This window comes from Streptomyces sp. NPDC003456, from assembly GCF_042878735.1.
Taxonomy (GTDB): domain Bacteria; phylum Actinomycetota; class Actinomycetes; order Streptomycetales; family Streptomycetaceae; genus Streptomyces.
Window position 1 is genome coordinate 452,907 of sequence record NZ_JBIAOK010000007.1, and the last position, 25,798, is coordinate 478,704.

General features: G+C 73.9%; 20 protein-coding genes. 14 read left to right on the forward strand and 6 right to left on the reverse strand.

Translation table 11 applies throughout. From position 1 onward, the window contains the following. Positions 1–144 precede the first annotated feature (144 nt). On the forward strand, positions 145–1,584 hold the full coding sequence (locus tag ACFYWG_RS29440) for a peptidoglycan recognition protein (protein WP_389204171.1): 1,440 nt from the start codon (positions 145–147) through the stop codon (positions 1,582–1,584). Between the two features lie 144 nt (positions 1,585–1,728). Continuing rightward, positions 1,729–2,811 (forward strand): sugar phosphate nucleotidyltransferase, encoded by a 1,083-nt coding sequence (locus tag ACFYWG_RS29445; RefSeq protein WP_383506538.1) that lies wholly within the window; start codon positions 1,729–1,731, stop codon positions 2,809–2,811. Between the two features lie 41 nt (positions 2,812–2,852). On the opposite strand, the gene ACFYWG_RS29450 is transcribed toward ACFYWG_RS29445, so the two are convergent. From ACFYWG_RS29450 to ACFYWG_RS29465, 4 genes are all read right to left on the reverse strand, one after another. Further along, entirely contained in the window at positions 2,853–3,854 is a 1,002-nt protein-coding gene (locus ACFYWG_RS29450) for a DNA-3-methyladenine glycosylase family protein (protein WP_389204172.1), read from the reverse strand. Between the two features lie 70 nt (positions 3,855–3,924). Next, positions 3,925–5,241, reverse strand: a complete 1,317-nt coding sequence (locus ACFYWG_RS29455; protein ID WP_389204173.1) for a coenzyme F420-0:L-glutamate ligase — start codon at positions 5,239–5,241, stop codon at positions 3,925–3,927. Beyond that, positions 5,238–6,197: a 2-phospho-L-lactate transferase gene (cofD, locus tag ACFYWG_RS29460; protein ID WP_376332688.1), complete on the reverse strand. Its 960-nt coding sequence runs from the start codon at positions 6,195–6,197 to the stop codon at positions 5,238–5,240. The genes ACFYWG_RS29455 and cofD overlap by 4 nt, the downstream gene beginning before the upstream one ends. Before the next feature lie 83 nt (positions 6,198–6,280). Beyond that, positions 6,281–6,787 (reverse strand): cysteine dioxygenase family protein, encoded by a 507-nt coding sequence (locus ACFYWG_RS29465; RefSeq protein ID WP_376332686.1) that lies wholly within the window; start codon positions 6,785–6,787, stop codon positions 6,281–6,283. A gap of 721 nt (positions 6,788–7,508) precedes the next feature. Between ACFYWG_RS29465 and ACFYWG_RS29470 the strand changes: the two genes are divergently transcribed. The 3 genes from ACFYWG_RS29470 to ACFYWG_RS29480 all read left to right on the forward strand — a co-directional run bounded on the left by ACFYWG_RS29470 (position 7,509) and on the right by ACFYWG_RS29480 (position 13,219). After that, on the forward strand, positions 7,509–7,772 hold the full coding sequence (locus tag ACFYWG_RS29470) for a WhiB family transcriptional regulator (protein ID WP_010034659.1): 264 nt from the start codon (positions 7,509–7,511) through the stop codon (positions 7,770–7,772). Between the two features lie 162 nt (positions 7,773–7,934). Continuing rightward, the gene (locus ACFYWG_RS29475; RefSeq protein WP_389204175.1) at positions 7,935–11,669 is read left to right on the forward strand and encodes a glycosyltransferase; all 3,735 of its coding nucleotides are present in this window, start codon (positions 7,935–7,937) and stop codon (positions 11,667–11,669) included. Continuing rightward, positions 11,666–13,219: a DUF5719 family protein gene (locus tag ACFYWG_RS29480; protein WP_389204176.1), complete on the forward strand. Its 1,554-nt coding sequence runs from the start codon at positions 11,666–11,668 to the stop codon at positions 13,217–13,219. Before ACFYWG_RS29475 ends, ACFYWG_RS29480 begins: the two co-directional genes overlap by 4 nt. Positions 13,220–13,259: 40 nt before the next feature. Here the strand turns inward: ACFYWG_RS29480 and ACFYWG_RS29485 are convergent, their stop codons facing one another. Beyond that, positions 13,260–13,715 carry a metallopeptidase family protein gene (locus ACFYWG_RS29485; RefSeq protein ID WP_383506558.1) on the reverse strand — a complete coding sequence of 152 codons (456 nt, stop codon included), beginning with the start codon at positions 13,713–13,715 and terminating at the stop codon, positions 13,260–13,262. 294 nt (positions 13,716–14,009) lie between these two features. Here ACFYWG_RS29485 and ACFYWG_RS29490 point away from each other — a divergent pair, with 294 nt between their 5' ends. The 8 genes from ACFYWG_RS29490 (at position 14,010) to ACFYWG_RS29525 (ending at position 23,202) form a co-directional block, all read left to right on the forward strand. Then, a complete protein-coding gene (locus ACFYWG_RS29490) occupies positions 14,010–14,432 on the forward strand; it encodes a DUF3499 domain-containing protein (RefSeq protein WP_187826098.1) in 423 nt (140 codons plus the stop codon). 280 nt (positions 14,433–14,712) lie between these two features. Further along, positions 14,713–16,077, forward strand: a complete 1,365-nt coding sequence (locus tag ACFYWG_RS29495) for a phosphomannomutase/phosphoglucomutase (RefSeq protein ID WP_389204177.1) — start codon at positions 14,713–14,715, stop codon at positions 16,075–16,077. Positions 16,078–16,141: 64 nt separating this feature from the next. Further along, positions 16,142–16,312, forward strand: a complete 171-nt coding sequence (locus ACFYWG_RS29500) for a Trm112 family protein (RefSeq protein WP_369194372.1) — start codon at positions 16,142–16,144, stop codon at positions 16,310–16,312. A 113-nt stretch (positions 16,313–16,425) separates the two neighbouring features. After that, positions 16,426–17,553, forward strand: a complete 1,128-nt coding sequence (locus ACFYWG_RS29505) for an SIS domain-containing protein (protein ID WP_376332677.1) — start codon at positions 16,426–16,428, stop codon at positions 17,551–17,553. Positions 17,554–17,626: 73 nt separating this feature from the next. Continuing rightward, positions 17,627–18,778 (forward strand): mannose-6-phosphate isomerase, class I, encoded by a 1,152-nt coding sequence (manA, locus tag ACFYWG_RS29510; RefSeq protein ID WP_383506566.1) that lies wholly within the window; start codon positions 17,627–17,629, stop codon positions 18,776–18,778. 153 nt (positions 18,779–18,931) lie between these two features. Continuing rightward, positions 18,932–19,912, forward strand: coding sequence for a cation diffusion facilitator family transporter (locus tag ACFYWG_RS29515; protein ID WP_389204178.1), 981 nt, complete (start codon positions 18,932–18,934; stop codon positions 19,910–19,912). 1,024 nt (positions 19,913–20,936) lie between these two features. Next, positions 20,937–22,394: an adenosylhomocysteinase gene (gene ahcY / locus ACFYWG_RS29520; protein ID WP_383506569.1), complete on the forward strand. Its 1,458-nt coding sequence runs from the start codon at positions 20,937–20,939 to the stop codon at positions 22,392–22,394. Positions 22,395–22,587: 193 nt separating this feature from the next. Further along, entirely contained in the window at positions 22,588–23,202 is a 615-nt protein-coding gene (locus ACFYWG_RS29525; RefSeq protein WP_376332671.1) for a hypothetical protein, read from the forward strand. Between the two features lie 22 nt (positions 23,203–23,224). On the opposite strand, the gene ACFYWG_RS29530 is transcribed toward ACFYWG_RS29525, so the two are convergent. Then, positions 23,225–24,223, reverse strand: coding sequence for an RDD family protein (locus tag ACFYWG_RS29530; protein ID WP_383506573.1), 999 nt, complete (start codon positions 24,221–24,223; stop codon positions 23,225–23,227). Positions 24,224–24,364: 141 nt separating this feature from the next. Between ACFYWG_RS29530 and ACFYWG_RS29535 the strand changes: the two genes are divergently transcribed. Then, entirely contained in the window at positions 24,365–25,372 is a 1,008-nt protein-coding gene (locus ACFYWG_RS29535; RefSeq protein ID WP_389204180.1) for a stage II sporulation protein M, read from the forward strand. Positions 25,373–25,798 lie beyond the last annotated feature (426 nt).

Genomic DNA, 25,798 nt, shown 5'->3' on the forward strand with positions numbered 1-25,798 from the left:
AAGCGTACGCAACCCCCGGGCCCGCGCCCAAGGGACGGCCCACCGCCCCGCCCCGAATGCGCCACCGGTTCGGCGGAATCCGGGCCGACAGCCCGTCATATCCCCGATGGACAGACTTGTATGACTATGTCCAAGATCAGGGGCATGCGTGGATTCCTTGCTTCCTCGATCGGTGTCACCTGTGCGGCCGCCCTGGCCCTTCCCCTCACCCCGCCCGCCGCCGCGGCGACCGCGAGCCCGGCGCCGACCGCGGACGCCGCCACGGCGGCGAGACCCGCGGCCGACGCGGACACCGCCGGTGCGCCGGCCCCTCGCGGCGCCGGGCCCGCCACCCCCGGCAGCACCCAGTCCCTCCCCCTGGAGCCCTCCGCCCGCGACCGCGCCACCCCCTCCGCCCCCGCCACCGAGCAGGTGGTGCCCCGCCGTTCCGTACGCCACTTCTCCCTCGTCGGCGTCGTCTGGGACGACCCCGCGGCCGAACTGCACGGCCGCGCCCAGGTCCGCACCCGCGCCGCGGCCACCGGCGCCTGGTCGGGCTGGCAGGACCTGGAGACGCACAACACCGAGCACGCCGCCGACCGGGACACCGCCGAAGCCGCCTCCGACCGGGTGCGCGGCGCCACGGCACCCCTGTGGGTGGGCGACTCCGACGGCGTGGAACTGCGGGTCCGCTCCGAGGCCGTGCAGGAGGACGCCCGGCAGGAGACGGACGCCCGCGGTGTGCCGGCCGCGCTCCCGCTCCCCGCCGGACTCCGTCTCGAACTCGTCGACCCGGGCGAGGACGCCACGTCCGCCGAGGGCTCCCGCACGGCGGGCGCCGCCGCCGAGAGCTCCGCGGCCGCCGAGGCCGCCGCCGCCAACGCAGGCCTCGCCGCCTCCGGCGCCACCGGGATCGCGGCCCTCAGCCGTGCCGAGACCGAGCAGGAGCTCTTCGCGCTCGCCGCGGCGGGCGCGGCCGGCGCACCGCGGGCCAAGCCGTACATCGGCCCCCGCCCCGCCATCGTCACGCGCCGCGGCTGGGGCGCGGACGAAGGACTGCGCGAGTCGGGCTTCAAGTACACGGCGAAGGTCAAGGCGGCCTTCGTGCACCACACGGCCAGCGGCAACGGCTACAGCTGCTCGCAGGTCCCCTCACTCATCCGCAGTATCTACCGCTACCACGTCAGGAGCATGGGCTGGCGGGACATCGGCTACAACTTCGTCGTCGACAAGTGCGGAAAGATCTACGAGGGCCGGGCCGGCGGCGTGGCCGAGCCCGTCCTCGGCGCGCACACGCTTGGTTTCAACAGCAACAGCATGGGGATCGCCGTCCTCGGGACGTACGGCTCGAAGAAGCCGTCCAAGTCCGCGGTCAAGGCCGTCGCCCGGCTCAGTGCCTGGAAGCTCGGGCTGCACGGGATGAACCCGAAGAAGAAGACCACGCTGACGTCGGCTGGCAGCAACCTCTACGGCAAAGGTAAGAAAGTACGACTGAACGTGATCTCGGGGCACCGGGACGGCTTCAAGACGGAGTGCCCCGGCGGGAAGCTCTACGCGAAGCTCGGCTCGGCCCGCTCCAAGGCGGCCGCGTACCAGGGCCGCTGAGCACACGTTCACCGCCGCCGGGGGGCAAGCGGGGCAGGGGAGGCGGGACGCCGCACGGCCAGCGAAGGCGCCACGGAACGGTCTGCATACACTGACCGGCCGAAAGACAGTTCGGCCGGTCCCGGCAGGAAGCAGAGACGACACGTGACAGAAGCGATCCTCCTGGTCGGCGGCAAGGGCACCCGGTTGCGCCCGCTCACGGTGCACACGCCCAAGCCCATGGTCCCGGCGGCCGGGGTGCCCTTCCTCACGCACCAGCTGGCCAGAGCGAGAGCGGCGGGCGTCGAGCACATCGTCCTCGCCACGTCCTACCTGGCCGAGGTCTTCGAGCCCTACTTCGGCGACGGGTCCGCGCTCGGGCTGCACCTGGAGTACGTGACGGAGGAGGAGCCGCTCGGCACCGGCGGAGCCATCCGCAACGTCGCCTCCCGGCTGCACTCCGGGCCCGACGACCCGGTCCTGATCTTCAACGGCGACATCCTCACCGGCCTGGACATCCGGGCCCTGGTCGACACCCACGCCACGTCGGGCGCCGACATCTCCCTGCACCTCACCAAGGTCACCGACCCGCGCGCCTACGGCCTGGTCCCCACGGACGACACGGGCAGGGTCCTGGCCTTCCTGGAGAAGCCGCAGACGCCCGAGGAGATCGTCACCGACCAGATCAACGCGGGGGCGTACGTCTTCCGCCGCTCGGTCATCGACACGATCCCGCAGGGCCGGCCGGTGTCGGTGGAGCGGGAGACCTTCCCCGACCTGCTCGCCGCCGGGGCCCACCTGCAGGGCATGGTCGACTCCACCTACTGGCTCGACCTCGGCACGCCGGCCGCGTTCGTGCGCGGTTCGGCGGACCTGGTGCTGGGCCGGGCCCCGTCGCCCGCCGTCCCGGGCCGCTGCGGTGACCGCCTCGTGCTGCCGACGGCCCGGGTCGCCTCCGACGCCAAGCTGTCCGGCGGCACGGTGGTGGGCGAGGGCGCGTTCGTCGCCGAGGGCGCGAGGGTCTTCGGCAGCACGATCCTGCCGGGCGCGGTCATCGAGCCGGGAGCCGTGATCACCGACTCGCTGATCGGCACCCGGGCCCGCGTGGGCGAGCGCTCGGTCCTCACCGGCACGGTCATCGGCGACGGCGCGGTGATCGGCGCCGACAACGAACTGCTCGAAGGCGCCCGCATATGGTGCGACGCCCGTATCCCCGCGGGCGCGGTCCGCTTCTCGTCGGACCAGTAGCGCGCACGGGGCGGGGCGGCCCGGCCGCCCCGCCCCGCGGCTCACAACCGCCCGATGTCCCACCGGGGCATCTTCGGCGCCCGGCGCGCCGGGACCCGTCCGCTCAGCAGGATCAGCCGCGCCGCCCGGTGCCGCTGCCCCGCGTACGGCTCGAGCAGTTCCAGCATCGCCGCGTCGTCCGCGTCCCGGTCCCCGGCCAGCGCCCAGCCCACGATGCCGGGCAGGTGCAGGTCCCCGACCGTCACCTCGTCCGCGGCGCCGTGACTGCGCTGCACCGTCTCCGCGGAGGTCCACGGCCCGATCCCCGGCACGAGTTCCAGCCGTGCCCGGGCGGCGGCGGGCTCCATCCCGACCGCCTGCTCCAGCCGCGCGGCGACCCGCACGGCCCGCAGGATCGTCGACGCCCGCTTGTTGTCGACGCCCGCGCGATGCCACTCCCACGACGGGATCAGCGCCCAGGTGCGCGGCGCCGGCATCACGTGCATCCGCTCGGGAGCCGGGCCCGGCGCGGGCTCGCCGTGGCGGCGCACCAGCAGCCGCCACGCCCGGTACGCCTCGTCCGCGGTGACCTTCTGCTCCAGGATCGACGGGATCAGCGACTCCAGCACCAGCCCGCTGCGCGACAGCCGGAGCCCGGGCCGCCGGTGCTGCGCCGTCGCCAGCAGCCGGTGCCGCGGCACGAACGCCGACGGTTCGTCCGCGGCCCCGAGCATCTCCGGCATCCGGTCCAGCAGCCACTCGGCCCCGGGCCCCCAGGCCTGCCCCCGCACCCCGCTCCCGTGGGCGCACACGCGCAGCGTGCCCGGCCCGGCCGGGGTGAGGCTGGCCCGCCACACCGAGCCGTCCGGCGTCGCGCGGAACGTCGGGTCCCCGGGCCCGCGCCGCAGCGGCCCGAGCACCAGCCCCAGGTCGAGCGGCCCGCCGGGCACCCAGTCCCGCACCAGCCCCGGCCCCGCCGCCGGCCGCGGCACGCCCCCGCCCACGGCGACGTGGCCACCGCGCACGGACGTGCGGGTGGGCCGGGGAGCGAATCGTCCTGCCATGAGTGAAGTCCCTGGATGCGAGTACCGGTGCCGGGCGGGCCTTACGAGGGTAGGCCCCGCCCGGCCCTGATCACCGCACCTCGATGAACGCCTCCGCGTCCCGGGCGGGCCGCTCGGGCGGCTCCCCGGCCGGATGCCCGACCGCCACCGCCCCCATCGGGTCCCAGTGGTCCGGCAGGTCCAGCACCTCGCGCACCACGTCCCGGCAGAACATCGTCGAGGACACCCACGCCGAGCCCAGCCGCTCCCCGGCCAGCGCGACCAGGAAGTTCTGCACGCCGGCCCCGGCGGCGACGACGAACATCTCGCGCTCGGCCCCGTCCCGGCGGGCGTCGCCGTAGTGGTGCGCGCCGTCCATGACCAGGCAGGGGACGACCAGGAAGGGCGCGTTGCGCAGGACGTCGCCGCGCCGCACCCGCTTGGCGACGGACTCCTCCGTCTTCCCGTCCCGCCGCAGGTCGGCGATCCAGGCGTCCCGCATGGCGTCCAGCAGCCGGGTCCGCGACCGGGGCGACTCCAGCAGCACGAACCGCCACGGCGTGGTGTGGTGCGGCGCCGGAGCCGTGACGGCCGCGGCCACCGCCCGCCGGACGGCACCGGCGTCGACGGGCTCGTCCGTGAACGCGCGCACCGTGCGGCGCTGGGTCACGGCCAGCCGGACCGCCTCGGAGGTGCCCAGGCGGAACATGTCGTCCCGGGCGCCGCGCACCACGGCCCGCGCGCCCTCCCCGTCGCCGCCCGCCACCACGTGGGCGAGCCCGCGCACCACGGCGACGGGCAGCCCCGCCGACTTGCCCTTGACCAGGTCGCCGGCGGCGGCGAGTTCGTCGGCCGTGGCGACGACGGTGGCGCTGAGCGGATTGCCGTGCGCGTCCGTGCCGCCGCGCAGGTCGTCCAGGACGCGGACGCCCGCCGCGCCGACGGCGATGTCGGTGAGCCCGGCGCGCCAGGGCCGTCCGGACGTGTCGGTGACGACGACGCCGACCTCCACCCCGAGCGCGTCCCGCAGCCCGTCGCGGATCGCCCGGGCGGAGGCGTCCGGGTCCTCGGGCAGCAGCAGCACGGTGCCCGCGGGGGTATTGGAGGCGTCGACCCCGGCGGCGGCCATGACCAGCCCCTGCCGGTTCTCCACGATGCGCAGGGCACCGCGCCGGGCGACCACCCGGACGGTCTCGGTGTCGATCGCGGCCTCCCGGTCGTCCGCCCGGACGATCCGCCCCTCGGCCTTGGACACGATCTTCGAGGTGACGAGCAGCACGTCCCCGTCGGCCAGCCCGGGCTCGGCGGCCGCGATCAGCTTGGCCAGGTCGTCCCCGGGCGTCACCTCGGGCAGTCCGGCCGGGGCCCACACGCGGTACTCGGCGGCGCCCCGCTCCCCGCCGCTCACGCGCCGCGCACCTCCTCCGCCAGCTCCAGGGCCTCCCGGGCCATCCGGGCCGTGGCGTCGGCGTCGGTCATCATCAGCGGCACGGCCCGGCAGCGGATCCCCGCCGCCTCGACCGCCTCCACGGCGTCCGCGTCCACCGTGTCGACGAGCCAGCCGTCCAGCAGGCCCGAGCCGTAGTGCTCCGCCACCGCCGTCGCCGTCGCCTCGACGCCCACGGCGGCGAGCACCTTGTCGGCCATGCCCCGCACCGGCGCGTCGCCGACGATGGGGGACAGCCCCACCACCGGCACCCCCGCGTCGGCGATGGCCTCGCGGATGCCCGGCACCGCGAGGATCGTGCCGATCGAGACGACCGGGTTGGACGGCGGGAAGAGGATCACGTCCGCCCCGGCGATGGCCTCCAGCACGCCCGGCGCGGGCTTGGCCTGGTCGGCGCCGACCGGCACGACGGCCTCGGCGGGCACCGAGGCGCGCAGCCGCACCCAGTACTCCTGGAAGTGGATCGCCTTGCGCTCGCCGTCGATCTCGACGGCCACGTGCGTCTCGACGCGGTCGTCCGACATGGGGATCAGCCGCACGCCCGGCCGCCACCGGTCGCACAGCGCCTCGGTCACCGCGCTCAGCGGGAACCCGGCACCCAGCATCTGCGTCCGCACGATGTGGGTGGCGAAGTCCCGGTCGCCCAGGCCGAACCAGTCCGGCCCGACGCCGTAGGCGCCGAGTTCCTCCTTGAGGTGGAAGGTCTCGTCGGCGCGCCCCCAGCCCTGCTCCTCGTTGATGCCGCCACCGAGCGTGTACATCACCGTGTCCAGGTCCGGGCAGACCTTCAGCCCGAACAGGTGGATGTCGTCCCCGGTGTTGCCGATGACCGTGATGTCCGCGTCCGGCACGGCCCGCTTCAGACCGCGCAGGAACCGGGCACCACCGATGCCGCCTGCCAGAACCACAATGCGCATGGGGCAAGTCTCGCAGGCGGCGCCGGCAGCGGTCCGCCGGCCATGGTCACCGGGCCGCCGGGGCCCCGGCGGCCGCGCGGCCGTCAGGCGCTCACGCCGCCCGGTACGCTCCGGGCCTCGCAGTGCGGCGCGGTGTGCATCGGCATCTCCGTCAGCCCCGGGTGGTACACGTGCAGGCTCACGGCGGGCTCCAGCGCGTCGTTCACCACCTCGTGCACGTACCCGGGTGCGAACACGCGCTGGGCGCCCGCCCGCAAGGCGCGTGTGCCCCGTTCCGTGCGCTCGGTGAGCGCCCCCTGCAGCACGGTCAGCACACCCGAGGAGCGGCCGTGGTCGTGCCGCCCGCTGCCCTGCCCGGGCACCCAGGACAGCAGCCACACCTCGTAGCCGGGCCCGGTGCGCAGCCGGTGGTACCAGCGGCTGGTCGCGTCGTAGCGGACGAGGTGCTCCCACTGGGAGCGGTCGGCGGCGATGGAGCGGGCCAGTCCGGCGAACTCGGCGACGGTGGCCGGGTGCTCGCGCGGGGCCTGCAGGAGGTGCTGGACTTCGAGGATGTCGCCGGCGATCTGGAGGTCGCTGTCGCTGTTCATGGAGTGCGGAGTTCCTCGGCGGAAGTGGAGGTCGGTGGGGGGTCGCGCCGCCGGTGCCCGGATCGCGGGCGGCGACAGGAGTGCCCTGGTGGAGCGGAGGGAACAGCGGCCGGGTCGTGGGTGACCAGGCGGCAGCCGGAGCGCGTTGGGCTCAACAGCTGCGACAGCAACAGCTACAGCGAACGCGGGCAGCACCGAGGGACCCGGCGGTGCGGGTCGAGGTGGATGCCAAGTTCGCGAGCATGCCCACTAGGACACCGGTTCACACCCTGACTGTCAACTCGGCACCCGGTACGTGGGATGAGGTTCACCTCATCCGGGCGATCTCTCCGATGAAAGGTTTGTCCATGCCCCAGCCGGGACACATGGCGTCCATCCGGGCGCACAAACCCCGTTGCGGACTCGTGATCCGAATGTGATCCCGTTCGCTTCGAGGTGTGCGTCGGAACGAGGTCGAACGACTGGGCGTCCTTCTCCGTAGAGATCTGCGAGGGGTCCGGCGGACGGCGGGAGCCCTCCGGGGTCTTGTCGGTGTGTCAGGTTTTATGGTGATTTGAACACTTTCCGCGAGGGCTTGGTTCCGCAGAGTGAATAAGGGGCCCAATAGCAGATCTCGGCTTGACTCGCCCGGAGCAGCACACTTGTAATTTCACTCGTGTTGTTCAGCCGGAATCGGTAACGGCTAGATCACGGGGACGCGAAAGACAGACGAGGGGCGCACATGACCGAGACGGTGCAGCAACTGCTGGTCGACGACGCGGACGAGGAACTCGGCTGGCAGGAGCGCGCCCTGTGCGCCCAGACCGACCCCGAGTCCTTCTTCCCCGAGAAGGGCGGCTCGACCCGGGAGGCCAAGAAGGTCTGCCTCGCCTGCGAGGTCCGCTCCGAGTGCCTCGAGTACGCCCTCGCCAACGACGAGCGCTTCGGCATCTGGGGCGGCCTGTCCGAGCGGGAGCGCCGCCGGCTGAAGAAGGCGGCCGTCTGACCCGCCCCCCGTTCCCGAACGGCCCGTCGCCCGTTGGTTGTCCACAGGCGGCGGGCCGCCCTGTTGCGCAGCCGATAGTGTGGTCGCTCGTCCGAGACGCCCCGCTGCCCCCACCGGTCGCGGGCGTCCACCGCAGTCCAGCGAACCGGGGCCCGTACCTCGATGTCCGTGCACAGCCACCCGGCAGCTCCTCACGACACCGCTGCCTCAGCCGCGTCCGACCCGGCCCACACACCCGAGTTCCCGCGCCATGTGGTCACCGCGGTCCTCGTCTCCCATGACGGTGCCCGCTGGCTGCCCGACGCGCTCGCCGGGCTGCTCGGCCAGGAGCGCCCCGTGCAGTACGCGATCGGCGCCGACACCGGCAGCGCCGACGCGTCCGCCCAGCTGGTCACCGACGCCCTCGGCGCCGACCGGGTGCTGCACCTGGCCCGCCGCACCGGCTTCGGCCAGGCCGTCGAGGAGTGCGACCGCTCCGCCCCCGTCCTCACCCCGGACGAACTGCCGTACCTGAAGCGGCCCAGCGGCTGGGACCCGGTCACGCGCTCCTGGCGCGACGACACCTACGACCTGCCCGAGCTGCCGCACGGCGAACCGGTCCAGTGGCTGTGGCTGCTGCACGACGACTGCGCCCCCGAACCGGACGCCCTGGCCCAGCTCCTGCGGGTCGTGGACACCGAGTACGAGCTGGGCCGCGAGGACGTCGCCGTCGTCGGCCCCAAGCTGCGCGGCTGGTACGACCGGCGCCAGCTGCTGGAGGTCGGCGTCTCCATCGCCCACTCCGGCCGCCGCTGGACCGGCCTGGACCGCCGCGAGCAGGACCAGGGCCAGCACGACCACGTCCGGCCCGTGCTGTCGGTCTCCACCGCCGGCATGCTGGTCCGCCGCGACGTGTTCGAGCAGCTCGGCGGGTTCGACCGCCACCTGCCCCTCATGCGCGACGACGTCGACCTGTGCTGGCGCGCCCACAGCGCCGGCTACCGCGTCCTGATCGCCCCCGAGGCGGTCGTCCGGCACGCCGAGGCGGCCTCCCGCGAGCGCCGCACCGTCGACTGCGTCGGCCGTACCGCGGCCTCCCCGCACAAGGTCGACAAGGCCGGAGCGGTCTACACGCTCCTGGTCAACTCCCGTACCGCCGTGCTCCCCTGGGTGCTCCTGCGGATCGTGCTGGGCACGCTGCTGCGGACCGTCGCCTACGTCGTCGGCAAGGTCCCCGGACAGGCCGTCGACGAGATCCGCGGCCTGCTGGGCACGCTGCTGCGGCCCGAGCGGATCCTCGCCGGACGCCGCGGCCGAGGTGCTCCCCAGGTCGACAAGGACGAGCTGCGGCCGCTGTTCCCGCCGCCCGGGGCGACCGTGCGGGCCACCGTCGAGCAGGTCGCCGGCGACCTCGTCGGCCGCTCCGATGCCGAGGCCGCCACGGGCGCCGGGCGGCACGGCGGGGCCGTCGAGTCCGGACCCGGCGGCGACGACGCCGACTTCCTGGAGGTCGAGCAGTTCGCCCGGCTCAAGCGCGTCGCGCGCAAGCCCGGCCCGGTGCTGTTCCTGGTGCTGCTGCTCGTCTCCCTGGTCGCCTGCCGCCAGCTCCTGGGCGGCGGAGCCCTCGCCGGCGGCGCGCTGCTGCCCGCCCCGGCCGACTCCTCCGAGCTGTGGGCGCGCTACCTGGACTCCTGGCAGCCGGTGGGCGCCGGAGGCACCTCCTCCGCGCCGCCCTACCTCGCGCTGGTGGCGCTGCTGGCCTCCCTGCTGTTCGGCTCCACCGGCCTCGCCGTCACGCTCCTGCTCGTCTGCTCGGTGCCGCTGGCCGGTGTCAGCGCCTACTTCGCCTCCCGCCCGCTGGTCCAGTCCCGGCTGCTGCGCGCCTGGGCGGCCGTCGTCTACGCCTTCCTGCCCGCCGCCACCGGCGCCCTCGCCGGCGGCCGCATCGGCACCGCCGTCCTCGCCGTGCTGCTGCCGCTCCTCGCCCGCGCGGGCGCCGCCGCCGGCGGCCTCGCCAACAGCGGCGGCGCCCGGGGCAGTTGGCGGGCCACCTGGGCCTACGCGCTGCTGCTGACCCTCGCCACGGCGTTCACGCCGGTCGTGTGGCCCCTCGCGCTGCTCCTCGGACTCGGCCTGCTGGCGCTGCGCCGGTCCGACATCACGGCCTACGGGCTGCGCTTCCTCGCCCAGCTCGGCACCCCCCTGCTGGTCCTCGCGCCCTGGTCGCTGACCCTGCTGCCGTTCGGCTTCTTCCGGGAGGCCGGCCTGGAGTTCGGGGCGTCGGCCGCCTCCGCCACGGACCTGCTCGGCGCGAGCCCGGGCGGCCCCGGCACGGTCAGCGGCCTCATGCTCCTCGGCATCGTGCTCGCCGCGCTGGCCGCCCTGCTGCGCGCGGAACGCCAATTGGGCATCCGCACGGCCTGGGTGGTCGCCCTGACCGGCTTCGTCTTCGCCGTCCTGGCCAACGGCTCGGCCTGGGCCGGCCCCGCAACCCTGGTCTACGGCATCGCCCTGCTGGCGGCGGCCGCGCTCGGCGCCGACGGGGCACGCTCGCGCGTGGCCGAGCAGAGCTTCGGCTGGCGCCAGCCGGTCGCCGTCCTGATCGCCTTCGCCTCCGCCGCCGGGCCGCTGCTCATCGCCGCCGGCTGGATGATCCGCGGCGCCGACGGGCCCCTGGAGCGGCGCGACCCCGTCCAGGTCCCGGCCTTCGTCGCCGACGAGAGCGGCGCGGGCGGCGACCAGGCCCGCACCCTCGTCCTCGACAGCGACTCCACCGCCCACGTCCGCTTCACGCTGGTCCGCGGCTCCGGCGCCCGCCTCGGCGACGCCGAGATCGCCGCCTCCCAGGGGGGCAACGGCAGGCTCGACAAGGTCGTCGCCAACCTCGTCGCCGGTTCCGGCGCCGACCAGGCCGGCCAGCTCGGCGACTTCGCCGTCGGCTACGTGCTCGTCCACCAGGGCGCACCCCGCGAGGTCACCCGCGTGCTGGACGCCACGCCCGGCCTGGCCCAGCTCAGCCGCCAGGAGGGCGGCGCGCTGTGGCACGTCAAGGGAGAGGTCGCCCGCGCCACGATCGTCACCCCCACGGGCTCCGGCACCCCCCGGCCCGTGACCGCCGGACCGGTCGACATCCACACGACGATCCCGGCGGGCGCCGGCGGACGCGTCCTGCGCCTGGCCGACACCGCCTCCGACGGCTGGACCGCCACCCTCGACGGCAGGCCGCTGAAGCCCACCACCGTCGACGGCTGGGCGCAGGGCTTCGAACTCCCCGCCTCCGGCGGCAGGCTGGACGTCACCCACGACCACCCGATCGGCCACACCGCCTGGCGGTGGGCGCAGGGGCTGCTGGCCCTCGTGCTGGTGGTGCTCGCCCTGCCGGGCAGGCGCCGCGACATCGACGACGACCTGCCCGAGGAGCCGGTCGTCCCGGCCCAGGCCGCCGCCGGGGAGGGCCGCCGCGCCCGCCGGCTGCGCGCCCAGGCGGAGGCCGAGGCCGAGGAGACGCCCGCACCGGAGGAGTTCACGCCCCCGCAGCCCCCCGCCACCGTGCCCCCGCAGCAGGACGGCCGCTGGGACACGGCGGCCTACGCGGACCACGCGTACGAGGGCCACGACGACGGCCGGTACCAGAACACCGGCTACCCGGCCGACGCTTACGGGCAGCAGTACCAGCCCGACCCGTACCAGGCCGGCCAGTACGACCCGTACGCCTACGACGGCACACCCCAGGCGGGCCACGACCAGGCCGCCCACCACCAGGCCCCGTACGACCAGACCCCGTACGACCAGGCCCCCTACGAGCAGGCCGGCTACGACCCCGCCTACACCCAGGACTACGGCACGCCGTACGACCCGGCGCAGCAGCACCACCCCTACGGCACGGGCAGTGAGCGTCCCGACGGGAGCCAGCAGTGAACCGCACGACCCTGTCCCTGATCGCCGGCACGACCGCGCTGGCCGCCGTCACCGGCTTCGCCGCCCTGTCCGCCCCGGACGCCACGGGCACGGAGACGCCGGCGAAGCCCGCCGCCCAACTGCCCGTGGAGCGCACGAGCCTGCTGTGCCCCGCGCCCAGCACGTCCGACATCGCCGAGACCACCTACACCTCGTTCACCCCCGTCACCGAGGGCACCGGAAGCGGCGGCAAGGCCGACCTCCGGGCGGCCGCCGGGAAGCCGGCCGACGACTCGGCCGCGGGCGACGGGAAGGGCAAGGGCGGCGAGGACGGCCCGGCCGCCGACAATGGCGGCTCGTCGGACGCGGGCGACGCCGGCAAGCCCGCGCTGACTCCCAAGGAGCCCGGCAAGCCCGTCACCGGCGACACCTCCGGCTCGGACGCGCCCGCCCTGGTCGGCACGGCCGACGGCCGTTTCGCCCCCGGCTGGACCCTCCAGGAGACGACGGAGGTCGCGGCCGGCACGGGCCGGGGCCTGCAGGGCGTCACCTGCACCGCGCCGGACACGGACTTCTGGTTCCCGGGCGCCGCCACGACCCCCGACCGCACCGACTACGTGCACCTGACCAACCCGGACGACTCGGCGGCCGTGGTCGACATCGAGCTCTACGGCAAGGACGGCCTGATCGAGTCCGAGGTGGGGGAGGGCATCACCGTCCCACCGCACTCCAGCGAACCGGTCCTGCTGTCCACCCTCGCGGACGCGGGCCGGACCGACCTGACCGTGCACGTCAACGTCCGCAGCGGCCGCGTCGGCGCCGCCGTGCAGGCCCTGGACGACAAGATCGGCGGCGACTGGCTGGCCGCCTCCGCCGACCCGTCCGGCAGCCTCGTCCTGCCCGGCATCCCCAAGGACGCCACCGAGGTGCGTCTGGTCGCCTTCGCCCCCGGCGAAGCCGACGCGGACCTGAAGGTGCGCCTCGCCTCCCCGTCCGGGCTGATCACGCCGGCCGGGCACGAGACGGTGCACGTCAAGGGCGGCATGACCACCGCCGTCGACCTGGGCGACGTGACCCGCGGCGAGGCGGGCTCCCTGGTGCTGACCCCGACGCAGCAGTCGGTGCCGGTCGTGGCGGCCGTGCGCGTGGTGCGCGGCAAGGGGGACCGGCAGGAGACGGCGTTCATCCCGGCCACCCGCCCCGTGGGCACGCGCGCGACCTCCGCGGACAACCGGGCCAAGGGCAGCACCCTGTCCCTGACCGCCCCCGGCAGGGCCGCCACCGTCAAGGTCACCGCCTCCACGGGCAGCGAGGGCGGCACCCCGGTGTCCAAGACGTACACGATCAAGGCGGGCACCACCCAGGACATCGAGCCCCCGCTCCCCGGCGGTCTGAAGGGCACCTACGCGCTCACCGTCGAGCCGGTCTCCGGCGGCCCGGTCCACGGCGCCCGCACGCTGACGGCCGCGAAGGACGGCGTCCCCGCCTTCACGGTGCAGACCCTCCCGGACGACCGGGGCACGGTCGCGGTACCCGAGGCGGAGCAGGACCTGTCGGTGCTCCAGGACTAGGGCGCGCCGGGGAGGTCCGGCCGGGCCCGGTCCGGCCGGGTCAGCCCTGGTCCTCGCCGTAGCGCGGGTCCACCGTCTCCGGTGTCAGCCCCAGCAGCTCGGCGACCTGCTCGACGACGACCTCGTGCACCAGCGCCGCCCGCTCGTCGCGCCCCTTGGTGCGGATCTCGACCGGCCGCCGGTAGATCACCACGCGCGCGGGGCGCCCCTCGCGCGGGGCGACCGTGCCGCCGAGCGGGACCGCCTCGTCGTGCCAGGCCTGGCCCGGCCCGTCCAGCCGGGGCACCTCCAGGACCAGGAAGTCGATGTCGGCGAGCTGCGGCCACCGCCGCTCCAGGCGCTCCACGGAGTCCTGCACCAGATCCGCGAACGCCTCCGCACGACTCGCGGCCAGCGGCACCTGCGGGGGTGCGATCGGACCGCGCATGCCCCGGCCGTGCCGATCACGGCGGCGGGGCCCGGGGGCGGCGGTGCGGGGGGCTACGGGCTTGTCCATCACTGGTGAAGGGTAGTCCCCGCGGGGCCCGCGTGCCCGGCACCGCACGGCCGCCGCGACGGGTTCCGGCCGCCCCGCACGGCATGTCGTCACATGACCGTTCAAGCCAAGGTTGGGTTCACGTCCGCATCGCGACACGACCGGGATCTTCGCGTCAATTGACCTCTTTGTGGTGACTCTTGACCCCTCGCAGGGCTGGCGGACACCGGGTGCGGGGGCGCGCGGGGCGGTCGGTAAGGTGCACCCGAAGGGGTGTGTGGGGCGTTTCACGCCACGACACGGTGGAGTGACCTGGTGGAGAGTCGTCGCGGCCCGCTCAAGAGTGCGGTACCGTCCAACGTCGTGAGCCCTGTACGTCGCTGTTCGCGCACCGCCTGCGGCCGTCCCGCCGTCGCGACGCTGACGTACGTCTACGCCGACTCGACCGCGGTCCTCGGCCCGCTCGCCACCTACGCCGAGCCCCACTGCTACGACCTGTGCGCCGAGCACTCCGAGCGCCTCACCGCCCCGCGCGGCTGGGAGGTCGTCCGGCTCCTCGACGGCTCGGCCCCGGCCCGCCCCAGCGGCGACGACCTCGAAGCGCTTGCCAACGCCGTGCGCGAGGCGGCCCGCCCCCAGGAGCGGGCGGCCGGAGCAGGCGGCGGGGGCCGCGGGGCCGACCCGATGGAGGTCGCCCGGCGCGGTCACCTGCGGGTCCTCCGCTCGCCCGACAACTGATCGGGCCGCCCCCGGTTCCCCCACCCGCCCGCACGCACCTGGCCGACAGAGGCACGGCCCCGGCCGGGTATGAGGACGACCTGCTGCGCAAGCTGCTGCCGTGGAGTCTCGGCCTGCCGCTGGTGAGGTGCCCGAGCGTGACAGGCCGGGGCGTGCGGGCCCGGGCGCCGCGCTGACCTGAGGTTACGGCTGTGCTTCCACTCGGCGACCGCCCGGCGGGCCCGCGGGCGGTGCGGGTAGGTTGGACCGCCCGATAGGACTTTCCAGGAAGAGGCGGGGCGTGGCTGCTGATCTGTCGCAGGTCGTCAAGGCGTACGACGTACGCGGGGTCGTCCCCGACCAGTGGGACGAGTCCCTGGCCGAGCTGTTCGGAGCGGCCTTCGTCCAGGTCACCGGGGCGAGCGCCATCGTCACCGGGCACGACATGCGGCCCTCCTCGCCCGGCCTGTCCCGGGCCTTCGCACGCGGGGCCGCGGCGCAGGGCGCCGACGTGACGGAGATCGGCCTGTGCTCGACCGACCAGCTGTACTACGCCTCGGGAGCGCTGGACCTGCCCGGCGCCATGTTCACCGCCTCGCACAACCCGGCGCAGTACAACGGCATCAAGATGTGCCGTGCGGGCGCCGCCCCCGTCGGCCAGGACACGGGGCTGGCCGAGATCCGCGCGCTGGTCGAGCGCTGGAGCGCGTCCGGAGCCCCGCAGGCCGCCGCGCGGACGGGCACCGTCGGCGCCCGCGACACGCTGTCCGACTACGCGGCCCACCTGCGCTCCCTGGTCGACCTCACCTCGATCCGCCCCCTGAAGGTCGTCGTCGACGCCGGCAACGGCATGGGCGGGCACACGGTCCCCGAGGTCCTCGCCGGCCTCCCCCTGACACTGGTGCCGATGTACTTCGAGCTCGACGGCACCTTCCCCAACCACGAGGCCAACCCCCTCGACCCCGCCAACCTCGTCGACCTGCAGAAGCGGGTCCGCGAGGAGGGCGCCGACCTGGGCCTCGCCTTCGACGGCGACGCCGACCGCTGCTTCGTCGTCGACGAGCGCGGCGAGCCCGTCTCCCCGTCGGCCGTCACCGCCCTGGTCGCCTCCCGCGAGCTGGCCCGCAACGGCGGCGAGGGCATCGTCATCCACAACCTGATCACGTCCTGGTCCGTTCCCGAGGTCGTCGCCGAGCACGGCGGCACCCCGGTCCGCACCCGCGTGGGCCACTCCTTCATCAAGGCCGAGATGGCCCGCACCGGCGCCATCTTCGGCGGCGAGCACTCCGCCCACTACTACTTCCGCGACTTCTGGAACGCCGACACCGGCATGCTCGCCGCCCTGCACGTCCTCGCGGCCCTCGGCGGCCAGGAGGCCCCGCTGTCCTCCCTGGTGGCCGAGTACGACCGCTACACCGGCTCCGGTGAGATCAACTCCACCGTCGCCGACCAGCAGGCCAGCCTCGCCGCCGTCCGCTCCGCGTACACGGACCGCGAGGGCGTCACCCTGGACGACCTCGACGGCCTGACGGTCTCCGCCGCCGACTGGTGGTTCAACGTCCGCCCCTCCAACACCGAGCCCCTGCTCCGGCTCAACGCCGAGGCCGAGGACCCGCGGACGATGGCCCGCGTGCGGGACGAGGTCCTGGGGATCATCAGAGGCTGAGGCCCCCGCGGCGGTAACCTGACCAGGCACGACCCAAGCGCCCGCACCGCGAAGGAAACCTTCCATGCCCCTCGAATCCGGCCTCCTCGAGATCCTCGCCTGCCCGGCCTGCCATGCCCCGCTCAAGGAGCAGGACAGCGAGCTGGTCTGCACCGACGACAGCTGCGGCCTGGCCTACCCCGTCCGCGACGGCATCCCCGTCCTCCTCGTCGACGAGGCCCGCCGCCCCGCCTGACGGGGACGGGGCGTGCCTTCGCGGTCCGCGGAGCACATGACGTCCCGGCACGGCGGGCATCGACGTAGGACGACATCCCACAACGGACCCCGGCGATCGGAGGCTGCCGCCCCATGCTCGACGAATCGCTGCTCGACAACCCGGACGGCCTCGCCCGGGCGGACCGCCGCGGACTGCTCCGCGGCGCAGCGGAAGCCGGTGCGCGGGTGCGCACGGCGGCCCGCCACTCCGCCGAGGCGGGCGTCAACGACCTCAAGCCCGACGGCCGCCCCCGCGCGGTCCTGATCGCCGGACCGGGCGCCGCCGCCACGCACGCCGCCGACCTCCTCGGCACGCTCGCCGGCGCCGGCAGCCCCGTCACGCGCCTGGCCCCCACCGGCGTCGCCCCCGCGGCGGGCGCCCTGCGCTGGGAACTGCCCGGCTGGGCCGGCTCGGTCGACCTGCTGCTGATCACCACCCCCGACGGCACCGAACCGGGCCTGTCCCTGCTCGCCGAGCAGGCCTACCGGCGCGGCTGCACCGTCGTCGCCGTGGCCCCCGGCCGCTCCCCGCTCGCCGACGCCGTCAACGGCTCGCACGGCCTGTTCATCCCCATGGCGACCGCGCCCTACGACCAGGACGAGCCGTTCGCCGGGTCCGCCCCGGGCGTGCTGTGGGCCCTGCTCACCCCGCTCCTCGCGCTGCTGCACCGCACCGGCCTGCTCGAGGCCCCGCCCGAGGCCCTCGCCGCCGTCGCCGACCGCCTCGACCGCGTCGCCGAACGCTGCGGCCCGGCCATCGCCACCTACAGCAACCCCGCCAAGACCCTGGCCGCCGAACTCGCCGACGCGCTGCCCCTGGTGTGGACCGAGGGCGTCTCCGCGGGCCCCGCCGGCCGCCGCTTCGCCGCGGCCCTCGCCGAACTGTCCGGCGCCCCCGCCATGGTCGCCGAACTCCCCGAGGCCCTCGCCGCCCACAGCGCGCTGCTCGCCGGCCCGCTGGCCGCCAGCGCCGACCCGGACGACTTCTTCCGCGACCGGGTCGAGGAACCGCCCGCCCTGCACGCACGCGTGGTGCTCCTGCGCGACCGCCCCATCGGCGGCCTCACCGCGGCCCCCGCCGCCCGCGAACTCGCCCTCGGCCACGACACGCCGATCAGCGAACTCGAACCCGAGCCGGGCGGCGAACTGGAGACCCTCGCGGAACTGATCGCCATGACGGATTTCGCCGCGGTTTACCTGGCGCTCGCCTCGAGGGCCTGATCTTGCCGGGGGACACCCTGACGCCGGGGACGTCCTGACGCGCCCGCACGCCCGCACACGCAGAGAGAACGCCATGGACCGCCTCGACAACACCGTCCGCCCCTACGCCTGGGGTTCCCCGACGGCCATCCCGCAGCTGCTCGGCACCGAACCGACCGGCGAACCGCAGGCGGAGATGTGGATGGGCGCCCACCCGGGCGCACCCTCGCGTACCGCGCGGGGCACTCTCGCCGAGGTCATCGACGCCGACCCCGAGAAGGAACTCGGCCCCGCCGCCGTCGCCCGGTTCGGCCCCCGCCTGCCGTTCCTGCTGAAGCTCCTCGCCGCCGGAGCCCCGCTCTCCCTCCAGGTCCACCCCGACCTGGCCCAGGCCCGCGAGGGCTACGCCGACGAAGAGCGCCGCGGCATCCCCGCCGACGCCCCGCACCGCAACTACAAGGACGCCAACCACAAGCCCGAACTCGTCTGCGCGCTCACCGAGTTCGACGGACTGTGCGGCTTCCGCACCCCCCTGGAGGCCGCCGCCCTCCTCGACGACCTCGGCGTCGACTCCCTCAAGCCCTACGTCGACCTGCTGCACGCCCACCCCGAGGACGCCGCCCTGCGCGAGGTCCTCACGGCGATCCTCACCGCCGACCCCGAGGAGATGACCCGCACCGTCGAGGAGGCAGCGGCGGCCTGCACCCGCCTCGGCGGCGCCTACGCCCCCTACGCCGACATCGCCCACCACTACCCGGGCGACCCCGGCGTCATCGCCGCGATGCTGCTCAACCACGTCCGGCTCCAGCCCGGCGAGGCCCTCTACCTCGGCGCCGGCGTCCCGCACGCCTACCTCAACGGCCTCGGCGTCGAGATCATGGCCAACTCGGACAACGTCCTGCGCTGCGGCCTGACGCCCAAGCACGTCGACGTCCCCGAACTGCTGCGCATCGTCCGCTTCCACGCCGCCGACCCGGGCGTGCTGCGCCCCGAGGCCGCCCCGGACGGCGAGGAGGTCTACGAGACGCCCATCGACGAGTTCCGCCTCTCCCGCTACGTCCTCGCCGAAGGCGGCGGCCCCCGCGACCTCACCCGCGCGACCCCGCAGATCCTGCTGTGCACCGCCGGCACCGTCCGCGCGGGCGAGCACGCCCTGACCCCGGGCCGCTCCGTCTTCGTCCCCGCCGGCGAAAAGGCCGAAGTGTCCGGATCCGGAACGCTCTTCCGGGCCACCGTCGTCGTCTGACCGTTTCGAAGCCCCCCGAGCTGGTGACCTGAACCACCGCGGCCCCGACGGGCTGCAACAATGGCCCACCGTCAAGCACGGGCAAAGCCGAGGGCGCCGCATCACCGCGGCGCCCGGGCCCTGGAACGGCGTACGAAGGGACAACGCGAACCAATGAGCGCGTCAGGCGGCACCAAGGCGATCGTGGCGGCACTGGCCGCCAACCTCGCGATCGCGGTAGCGAAGTTCGTGGCGTTCCTCTTCAGCGGCTCGTCGTCGATGCTCGCCGAATCCGTGCACTCGCTCGCCGACTCCGGCAACCAGGCGCTGCTGCTCCTCGGCGGCAAGAAGGCCAAGCGCGAGGCGACCCCCCAACACCCCTTCGGCTACGGCCGCGAGCGCTACATCTACGCCTTCCTCGTCTCCATCGTCCTCTTCTCGCTCGGCGGCATGTTCGCCCTGTACGAGGGCTACGAGAAGATCAAGCACCCGCACGAACTGACCCACTGGTACTGGCCGGTCGGCGTCCTGGTCTTCGCCATCATCGCGGAGAGCTTCTCCTTCCGCACCGCGATCAAGGAGTCCAACGCCCTGCGCGGCGGCCGCTCCTGGAAGGACTTCGTCCGCCACGCCAAGGCCCCCGAACTCCCGGTCGTCCTCCTCGAGGACCTCGGCGCCCTCGTCGGCCTGATCCTCGCGCTCGGCGGCGTCGGCCTCGCCGTGCTCACCGGCGACAGCGTCTGGGACGGCATCGGCACCCTCTGCATCGGCGTCCTGCTCATCCTCATCGCCCTGGTGCTCGCCGCCGAGACCAAGTCGCTGCTGCTCGGCGAGTCCGCCGGCGTGGAGGAGACCCGGAAGATCGAGGCCGCCGTCGTCGACGGTGACACCGTCACCCGCATCATCCACATGCGCACGCTGCACCTCGGCCCCGAGGAGCTCCTCGTCGCCGCGAAGATCGCCGTCCGGCACGACGACACGGCCACCGAGGTCGCCCACGCCATCGACGCCGCCGAGGCCCGCATCCGCGAGGCCGTCCCGATCGCGCGGGTGATCTACCTGGAGCCGGACGTCTACAGCGAGACGGAGGCGGCCAAGGGCCCCGACCCCGAGGCCACGCCGGGCGGCCCGACCCCCCACCCCACGGACCACTGACCCGCCTGCTCCTCCCCACGGGGCTCGTCGACCACCGACGGGCCCTGCGGCCTTTCATGGCCCCCGGGGCCCGATGATTCCGGCGGCCCCCCGAGCGCTGACGAGGTCTGCTCCTACCCGGCGGGCTCGTCGACCACCGGCGGGCCCCGCAGCCTTTCAAGGCCCACCCGGTGCCGATACTCCCAGGGCCATCCGGACCATTGGTGCCTGCTCCTGCCCACAGGGCTTGCCGACCAGCGGCGCTGCCGCGCTGCCTGCCCGGGGCCGACACCCCCGGCCGTCCTGGCGGCGGCCTCGTTGCGTCCCAGGCAGCGGCCAGCCTGCGGGCCGTGCGGCGGCCTCGATGAGTCACGAGCCGCCGGCCGGCGGTCCGGCGGCGCTTTCACACAGGCCAGGGCAGCGACCGGCTCAGCCGGTCCTGCCGAGTCCTCCTGGGCAAGGCGCCTGAGCTTTCCGGCCACGGCTTCCCGGCAGCGCCCGCGGGAGTCCCGAGCAGCTGACTCCTGTCGGTTCCGAGGGTCTGGCCAGGCCGGGTTGCGGCCATCAAACGGCAGGCTCCGGCCCCTGTCAGCCCGAGCAGTCCGCGGTCGGGTCGCGGCCCCGGCCACGCCTGCCCGCCGGTGTCGGCAGTCAGGAAGCAGCCCCGGCAGCAGCCTCCCGACGGTCCTCTCCGGCGGCGCCTTCAAGCGGCCCACACCACCCCGGGTCGCGGCCACCCCGCGCCCACCTCGCGGTCCGGCCGAGCCCCCGCCCCGTTCCCCGGGCCCTCACATGATCGGCTCGATGTGTTCGCGGACGGACTGGGGATCGCACCCGCCCCCGGTGTAGCTTGGGACGGAGCCAGACGTCGCTGCTGATGGCGGTCGGGCGGTCCCACCGCGGACCGGCCGAGGGAGAGAGGGCCTCCGACGGACTGCGCTGCGCGCACGCGGGCATGCCTGTGTCCTCTGTCGGGCACCCCTGTGTCCGCCGCCGCGCAGACCAGCCGTACCCACCCTCGACCCAACCCGAGGAGCAGCTCGCAATGACGACTGTCGAGAACCGACAGGACTTCAAGGTCGCCGACCTCTCCCTGGCCGAGTTCGGCCGCAAGGAGATCACCCTCGCCGAGCACGAGATGCCCGGCCTGATGGCGATCCGCCAGGAGTACGCCGAGGCGCAGCCCCTGGCCGGCGCCCGCGTCACCGGCTCCCTGCACATGACCGTGCAGACCGCCGTGCTCATCGAGACCCTCGTCGCCCTCGGCGCGCAGGTCCGCTGGGCCTCCTGCAACATCTTCTCCACCCAGGACCACGCCGCCGCCGCCATCGCCGTCGGCCCGAACGGCACCGTGGACAACCCCCAGGGCGTCCCCGTCTTCGCCTGGAAGGGCGAGACGCTGGAGGAGTACTGGTGGTGCACCGAGCAGGCCCTGACCTGGCCGGACAGCCCCACCGGCGGCCCCAACATGATCCTGGACGACGGCGGTGACGCCACCCTCCTCGTCCACAAGGGCGTCGAGTACGAGAAGGACGGCAAGGTCCCCTCGCCCGACACCGCCGAGTCCGACGAGCACCGCGTCATCCTCGAACTGCTGACCCGCACCCTGGGCGAGGACCCCCAGAAGTGGACCCAGCTGTCCTCCGAGATCCGGGGTGTCACCGAGGAGACCACGACCGGCGTGCACCGCCTGTACGAGATGCAGCGCGACGGCGTCCTGCTGTTCCCGGCGATCAACGTCAACGACGCCGTCACCAAGTCGAAGTTCGACAACAAGTACGGCTGCCGCCACTCCCTGATCGACGGCATCAACCGCGCCACCGACGTGCTGATCGGCGGCAAGACCGCGGTCGTGTGCGGCTACGGCGACGTCGGCAAGGGCTGCGCGGAGTCCCTGCGCGGCCAGGGCGCCCGGGTGATCGTCACCGAGATCGACCCGATCTGCGCGCTGCAGGCGGCGATGGACGGCTACCAGGTCACGACCCTGGACGAGGTCGTCGAGACGGCCGACATCTTCATCACCACGACCGGCAACAAGGACATCATCATGGCCTCCGACATGGCCAGGATGAAGCACCAGGCCATCGTCGGGAACATCGGCCACTTCGACAACGAGATCGACATGGCCGGCCTCGCGAAGATCCCCGGCATCGTCAAGGACGAGGTCAAGCCCCAGGTGCACACCTGGACCTTCCCCGACGGCAAGGTGATCATCGTGCTGTCCGAGGGCCGCCTGCTGAACCTGGGCAACGCCACCGGCCACCCCTCGTTCGTGATGTCCAACTCCTTCGCGGACCAGACCCTGGCCCAGATCGAGCTGTTCACCAAGCCCGACGAGTACCCGACCGGTGTCTACGTGCTGCCCAAGCACCTCGACGAGAAGGTCGCCCGCCTGCACCTGGCCGCGCTCGGCGTGAAGCTCACCGAGCTGCGCCCCGAGCAGGCCGAGTACATCGGTGTGAAGGTCGAGGGCCCGTACAAGCCGGACCACTACCGCTACTGACCGGCCGCGGAACCGCTGTCGTCCGCTCCCGGTCCGCTCGCGACCGGGAGTCCGGTCCACCCGCGACCGGGACACGGCAGCACTCCGGCCGGAGGCGACACTCCGAGGCAGGCCCCCCGCACCCCCGTGCCGGGGGGCCTGCCCGGTTCGACCGGCCGATGACCGGCCCAGCCCGTCAGGACCCAGGACCTCCATGCCCCGCGGCCGCTATGCGCTCCACGATCCGCACGATCACACCCCCCTCGCAGAAGAACACTTCCAATGCGCCCCCGGCCCCTCCGGCTGGCGCTACGTCTCCCGGCTCACCACCCCGTCGGGCCAGGACCACGGCTCCGTCGACCTCACCCTCGACGAACTCGGCCGCCCCCTCCGCCTGGAACTGCACGCCGCCGCCTGGCAGGTACGCGGCGCCGCCCTCGACGGCGTCACCTGGGTCCGCACCGACCCCACCGGGACCGAGGCCACCGAAGGCAATGTGCGCGCCCACGCCTTCACCGGCACCTCCCCGGCGTTCCTCGTCGCCACCGCCCGGCTCCTGCGCCTCACCCCCTCCACGGCAGCCACCCGCGTACGCCTCGTCGCGTTCACGGATCCGGTCCTCGCCCCCCGCACCGTCGATCAGTCGTGGACCTTGCTGAGAAGCGAAGCACACCCCACTGACAACGGCCCCCTGATCGTGGACGAGTACCAGGTCACGGCCCTGGACACCGGCGAGCAGCACGCCGTGCACCTCGCAGGCGACGTCGTCCTCGCGGCCCCCGGCATCGAACTAGAGGACCTGGAGTCACCGCCGTCGGTGTTCCCCTGACCGGCAGGGCCACCGAGACCCGCTACGCAGGCGGCACGAATCCCGTACCGGGCCGCTCGCCCGCCGGGTCCTCCGCCGCCCCGCCGGACCGCGAGCGGGCCGGCTCGGCACCCGGCCGAGCCGTGCCGGCGGACGGCGCCGGCTCACCAGGCGCCGGCCCCTGCGGGCCCTCCGGCGTGTGAGGCGGGTACTCCGCGCCCGGCCCGACCGGCGGCGTGTGCGCAGCCGGCTCCCGACCCGACCCGCCCGCCGCCGCGACACCCGCAGCCGGCCCGCCACCGAGAGCCCGCCGGGACTCCCGCACCTGCCGCTCCTGCACGACCGCCGCCAGATACGCCGCCGCCGGCACCCCGTGCGGCACCGGCACCCCCGTACGATCCGCGAGATCCGACGCCAGCCGCTGAGCCATCGCCCCGCCCACCTGCGGATCCAGCTGGTGCATGCGCGTCAGGTACTGCCGGACCGCGAGCCACAGCCCGTCCGGCACCGCCGACAGGTCGAGCTCCGCGAACCGCCCCGCGAGCCACGGCGGAGGTGGCGGCACGAACCCGGTCCTCGTCACCGGAAGCCGCTCCCGCACGACCAGAGTCCCCGCGAACACGTCCCCCAGCCGCCGGCCACGCGCCGACACGAACGAGGCGGTACAGGCGACCACCCCGAAGGTCATGAGGATCTCGATCACGCCGATGAGGCCCCGCACCAGCGCATGACGGAACCGGATGGGACCCCCGTCGTCCCGCACCACCCGCAGCCCGCAGGCCATCTTCCCGAGGGACCGCCCGTGGCTGAGCGTCTCCACCGCGATCGGCACACCGACCAGCACCAGGACGAACGACGCGATCGACAGCGCCGTCTGCGCTGCCTCGTCCAGCGAGGCCGTCGACGCGACGATCGCGATGGTCACGGCCACGTAGACCGCGACAGCCGCCACAAGATCGAGCAGTACGGCCAGCGCCCTGCTGGGCAGCCTCGCGGGCCGCAGCTCCAACGCCACGGCCTCGCCCGTCACCAGCTCACTCACGCCCGCCGCCCTTCCCCGGACCTGCCCCCGACAGCCCCAGTCTGCCAAGCTGAGCATCGCACCGTAGGACGAAAAGCTTGATCCACGACGAGCCGCCGACGAAGAGCCGCATACCGAAACAGCCGAGGAGCAGGCACACCGATGGACCTCGACGTCTTCGTCTCCGCCCACCGCGCGGAGTGGGACCGCCTCGAAGCCCTGCTCCGCCGGCGCCGCCGCCTCAGCGGCGCGGAGGCGGACGAACTCGTCACCCTCTACCAGCGCGCGGCCACGCATCTGTCCCTGATCCAGTCCAGCGCGCCCGACCCGCAGCTGACCGGCCGGCTCAGCCAGCTCGTGGCACGCGCGCGCAGTGCGGTGACAGGAACCCGCCGGGCCTCCTGGCGCGACGTCACCCGCTTCCTGGCCCACGGTTTCCCGGCCGCCGTCTACAAGTCACGGCACTGGTGGGTGCCCACGGCCCTGCTGTCCACAGCCGTCGCGGCGCTCCTCGGCTGGTGGATCGGCACCCACCCGGAGGTCCAGGCATCCATCGCGGCCCCCGGCGAACTCCGCGAGCTCACCCGCCCCGGCGGCCAGTACGAGACGTACTACTCCAGCCACCCGGCCGCCAGCTTCGCCGCCCAGGTCTGGACGAACAACGCCTGGGCGGCGGCCCTCTGCCTCATCCTGGGCATCTTCCTGGGACTGCCCGTCCTGTGGATCCTCTTCCAGAACATGCTCAACCTGGGCATCGGCGTCGGTCTCATGTCCTCGGCCGGCCGCCTGGACACCTTCCTCGGCCTGGTGCTCCCGCACGGTCTGCTCGAACTCACCGCGGTCTTCGTGGCCGCCGGCACCGGGCTGCGCCTCGGCTGGACCCTCATCGATCCCGGCCTACGTACCCGGCGCACCGCACTGGCCGAAGAGGGCCGCGCCGCCATAGGCATGGCCATCGGTCTCGCCCTGGTCCTCTTCATCTCCGGGGCCATCGAAGGCTTCGTCACCCCGTCCGGCCTGCCGACCTGGGCACGCATCACCATCGGCATCGCCGCCGAAGTGGCATTCCTCGTCTACGTCTGGGTCCTCGGCGGTCGTGCGGCTCGCGCGGGGGAGACCGGGGACCTCGACGCGGCCGAGCGCAGCGCGACCGTCCCCACAGCCGCGTGATCGTCCTGCCCACCGGCGGATGTGCGAGTACGTCCGTTCAACTGCTAGTCTCCTCTTCGCCCCACGGGAGCCGTTGACGCGGCGACTGCGGGGAGGTAGATTCGAACAGTTGCCTGGAAGTGGGGCTCAGCTCCGGACCGGCACAGTGAGCATCTGTCTGCTTCTTGAATCACTGAGTTCAATGAAGCCTCTCCCGATGAATCGGAAATGAGCGGCCGGTCAGTCCGGCCAAAAACTTCTGATAAAGTCGGAACCGCCGGAAAGGAAACCGCGAGAGCGGAAACCTGGAAAGCACCGAGGAAATCGGATCGGGAAGATCTGATAGAGTCGAAAACGCAAGACCGAAGGGAAGCGCCCGGAGGAAAGCCCGAGAGGGTGAGTACAAAGGAAGCGACCGTTCCTTGAGAACTCAACAGCGTGCCAAAA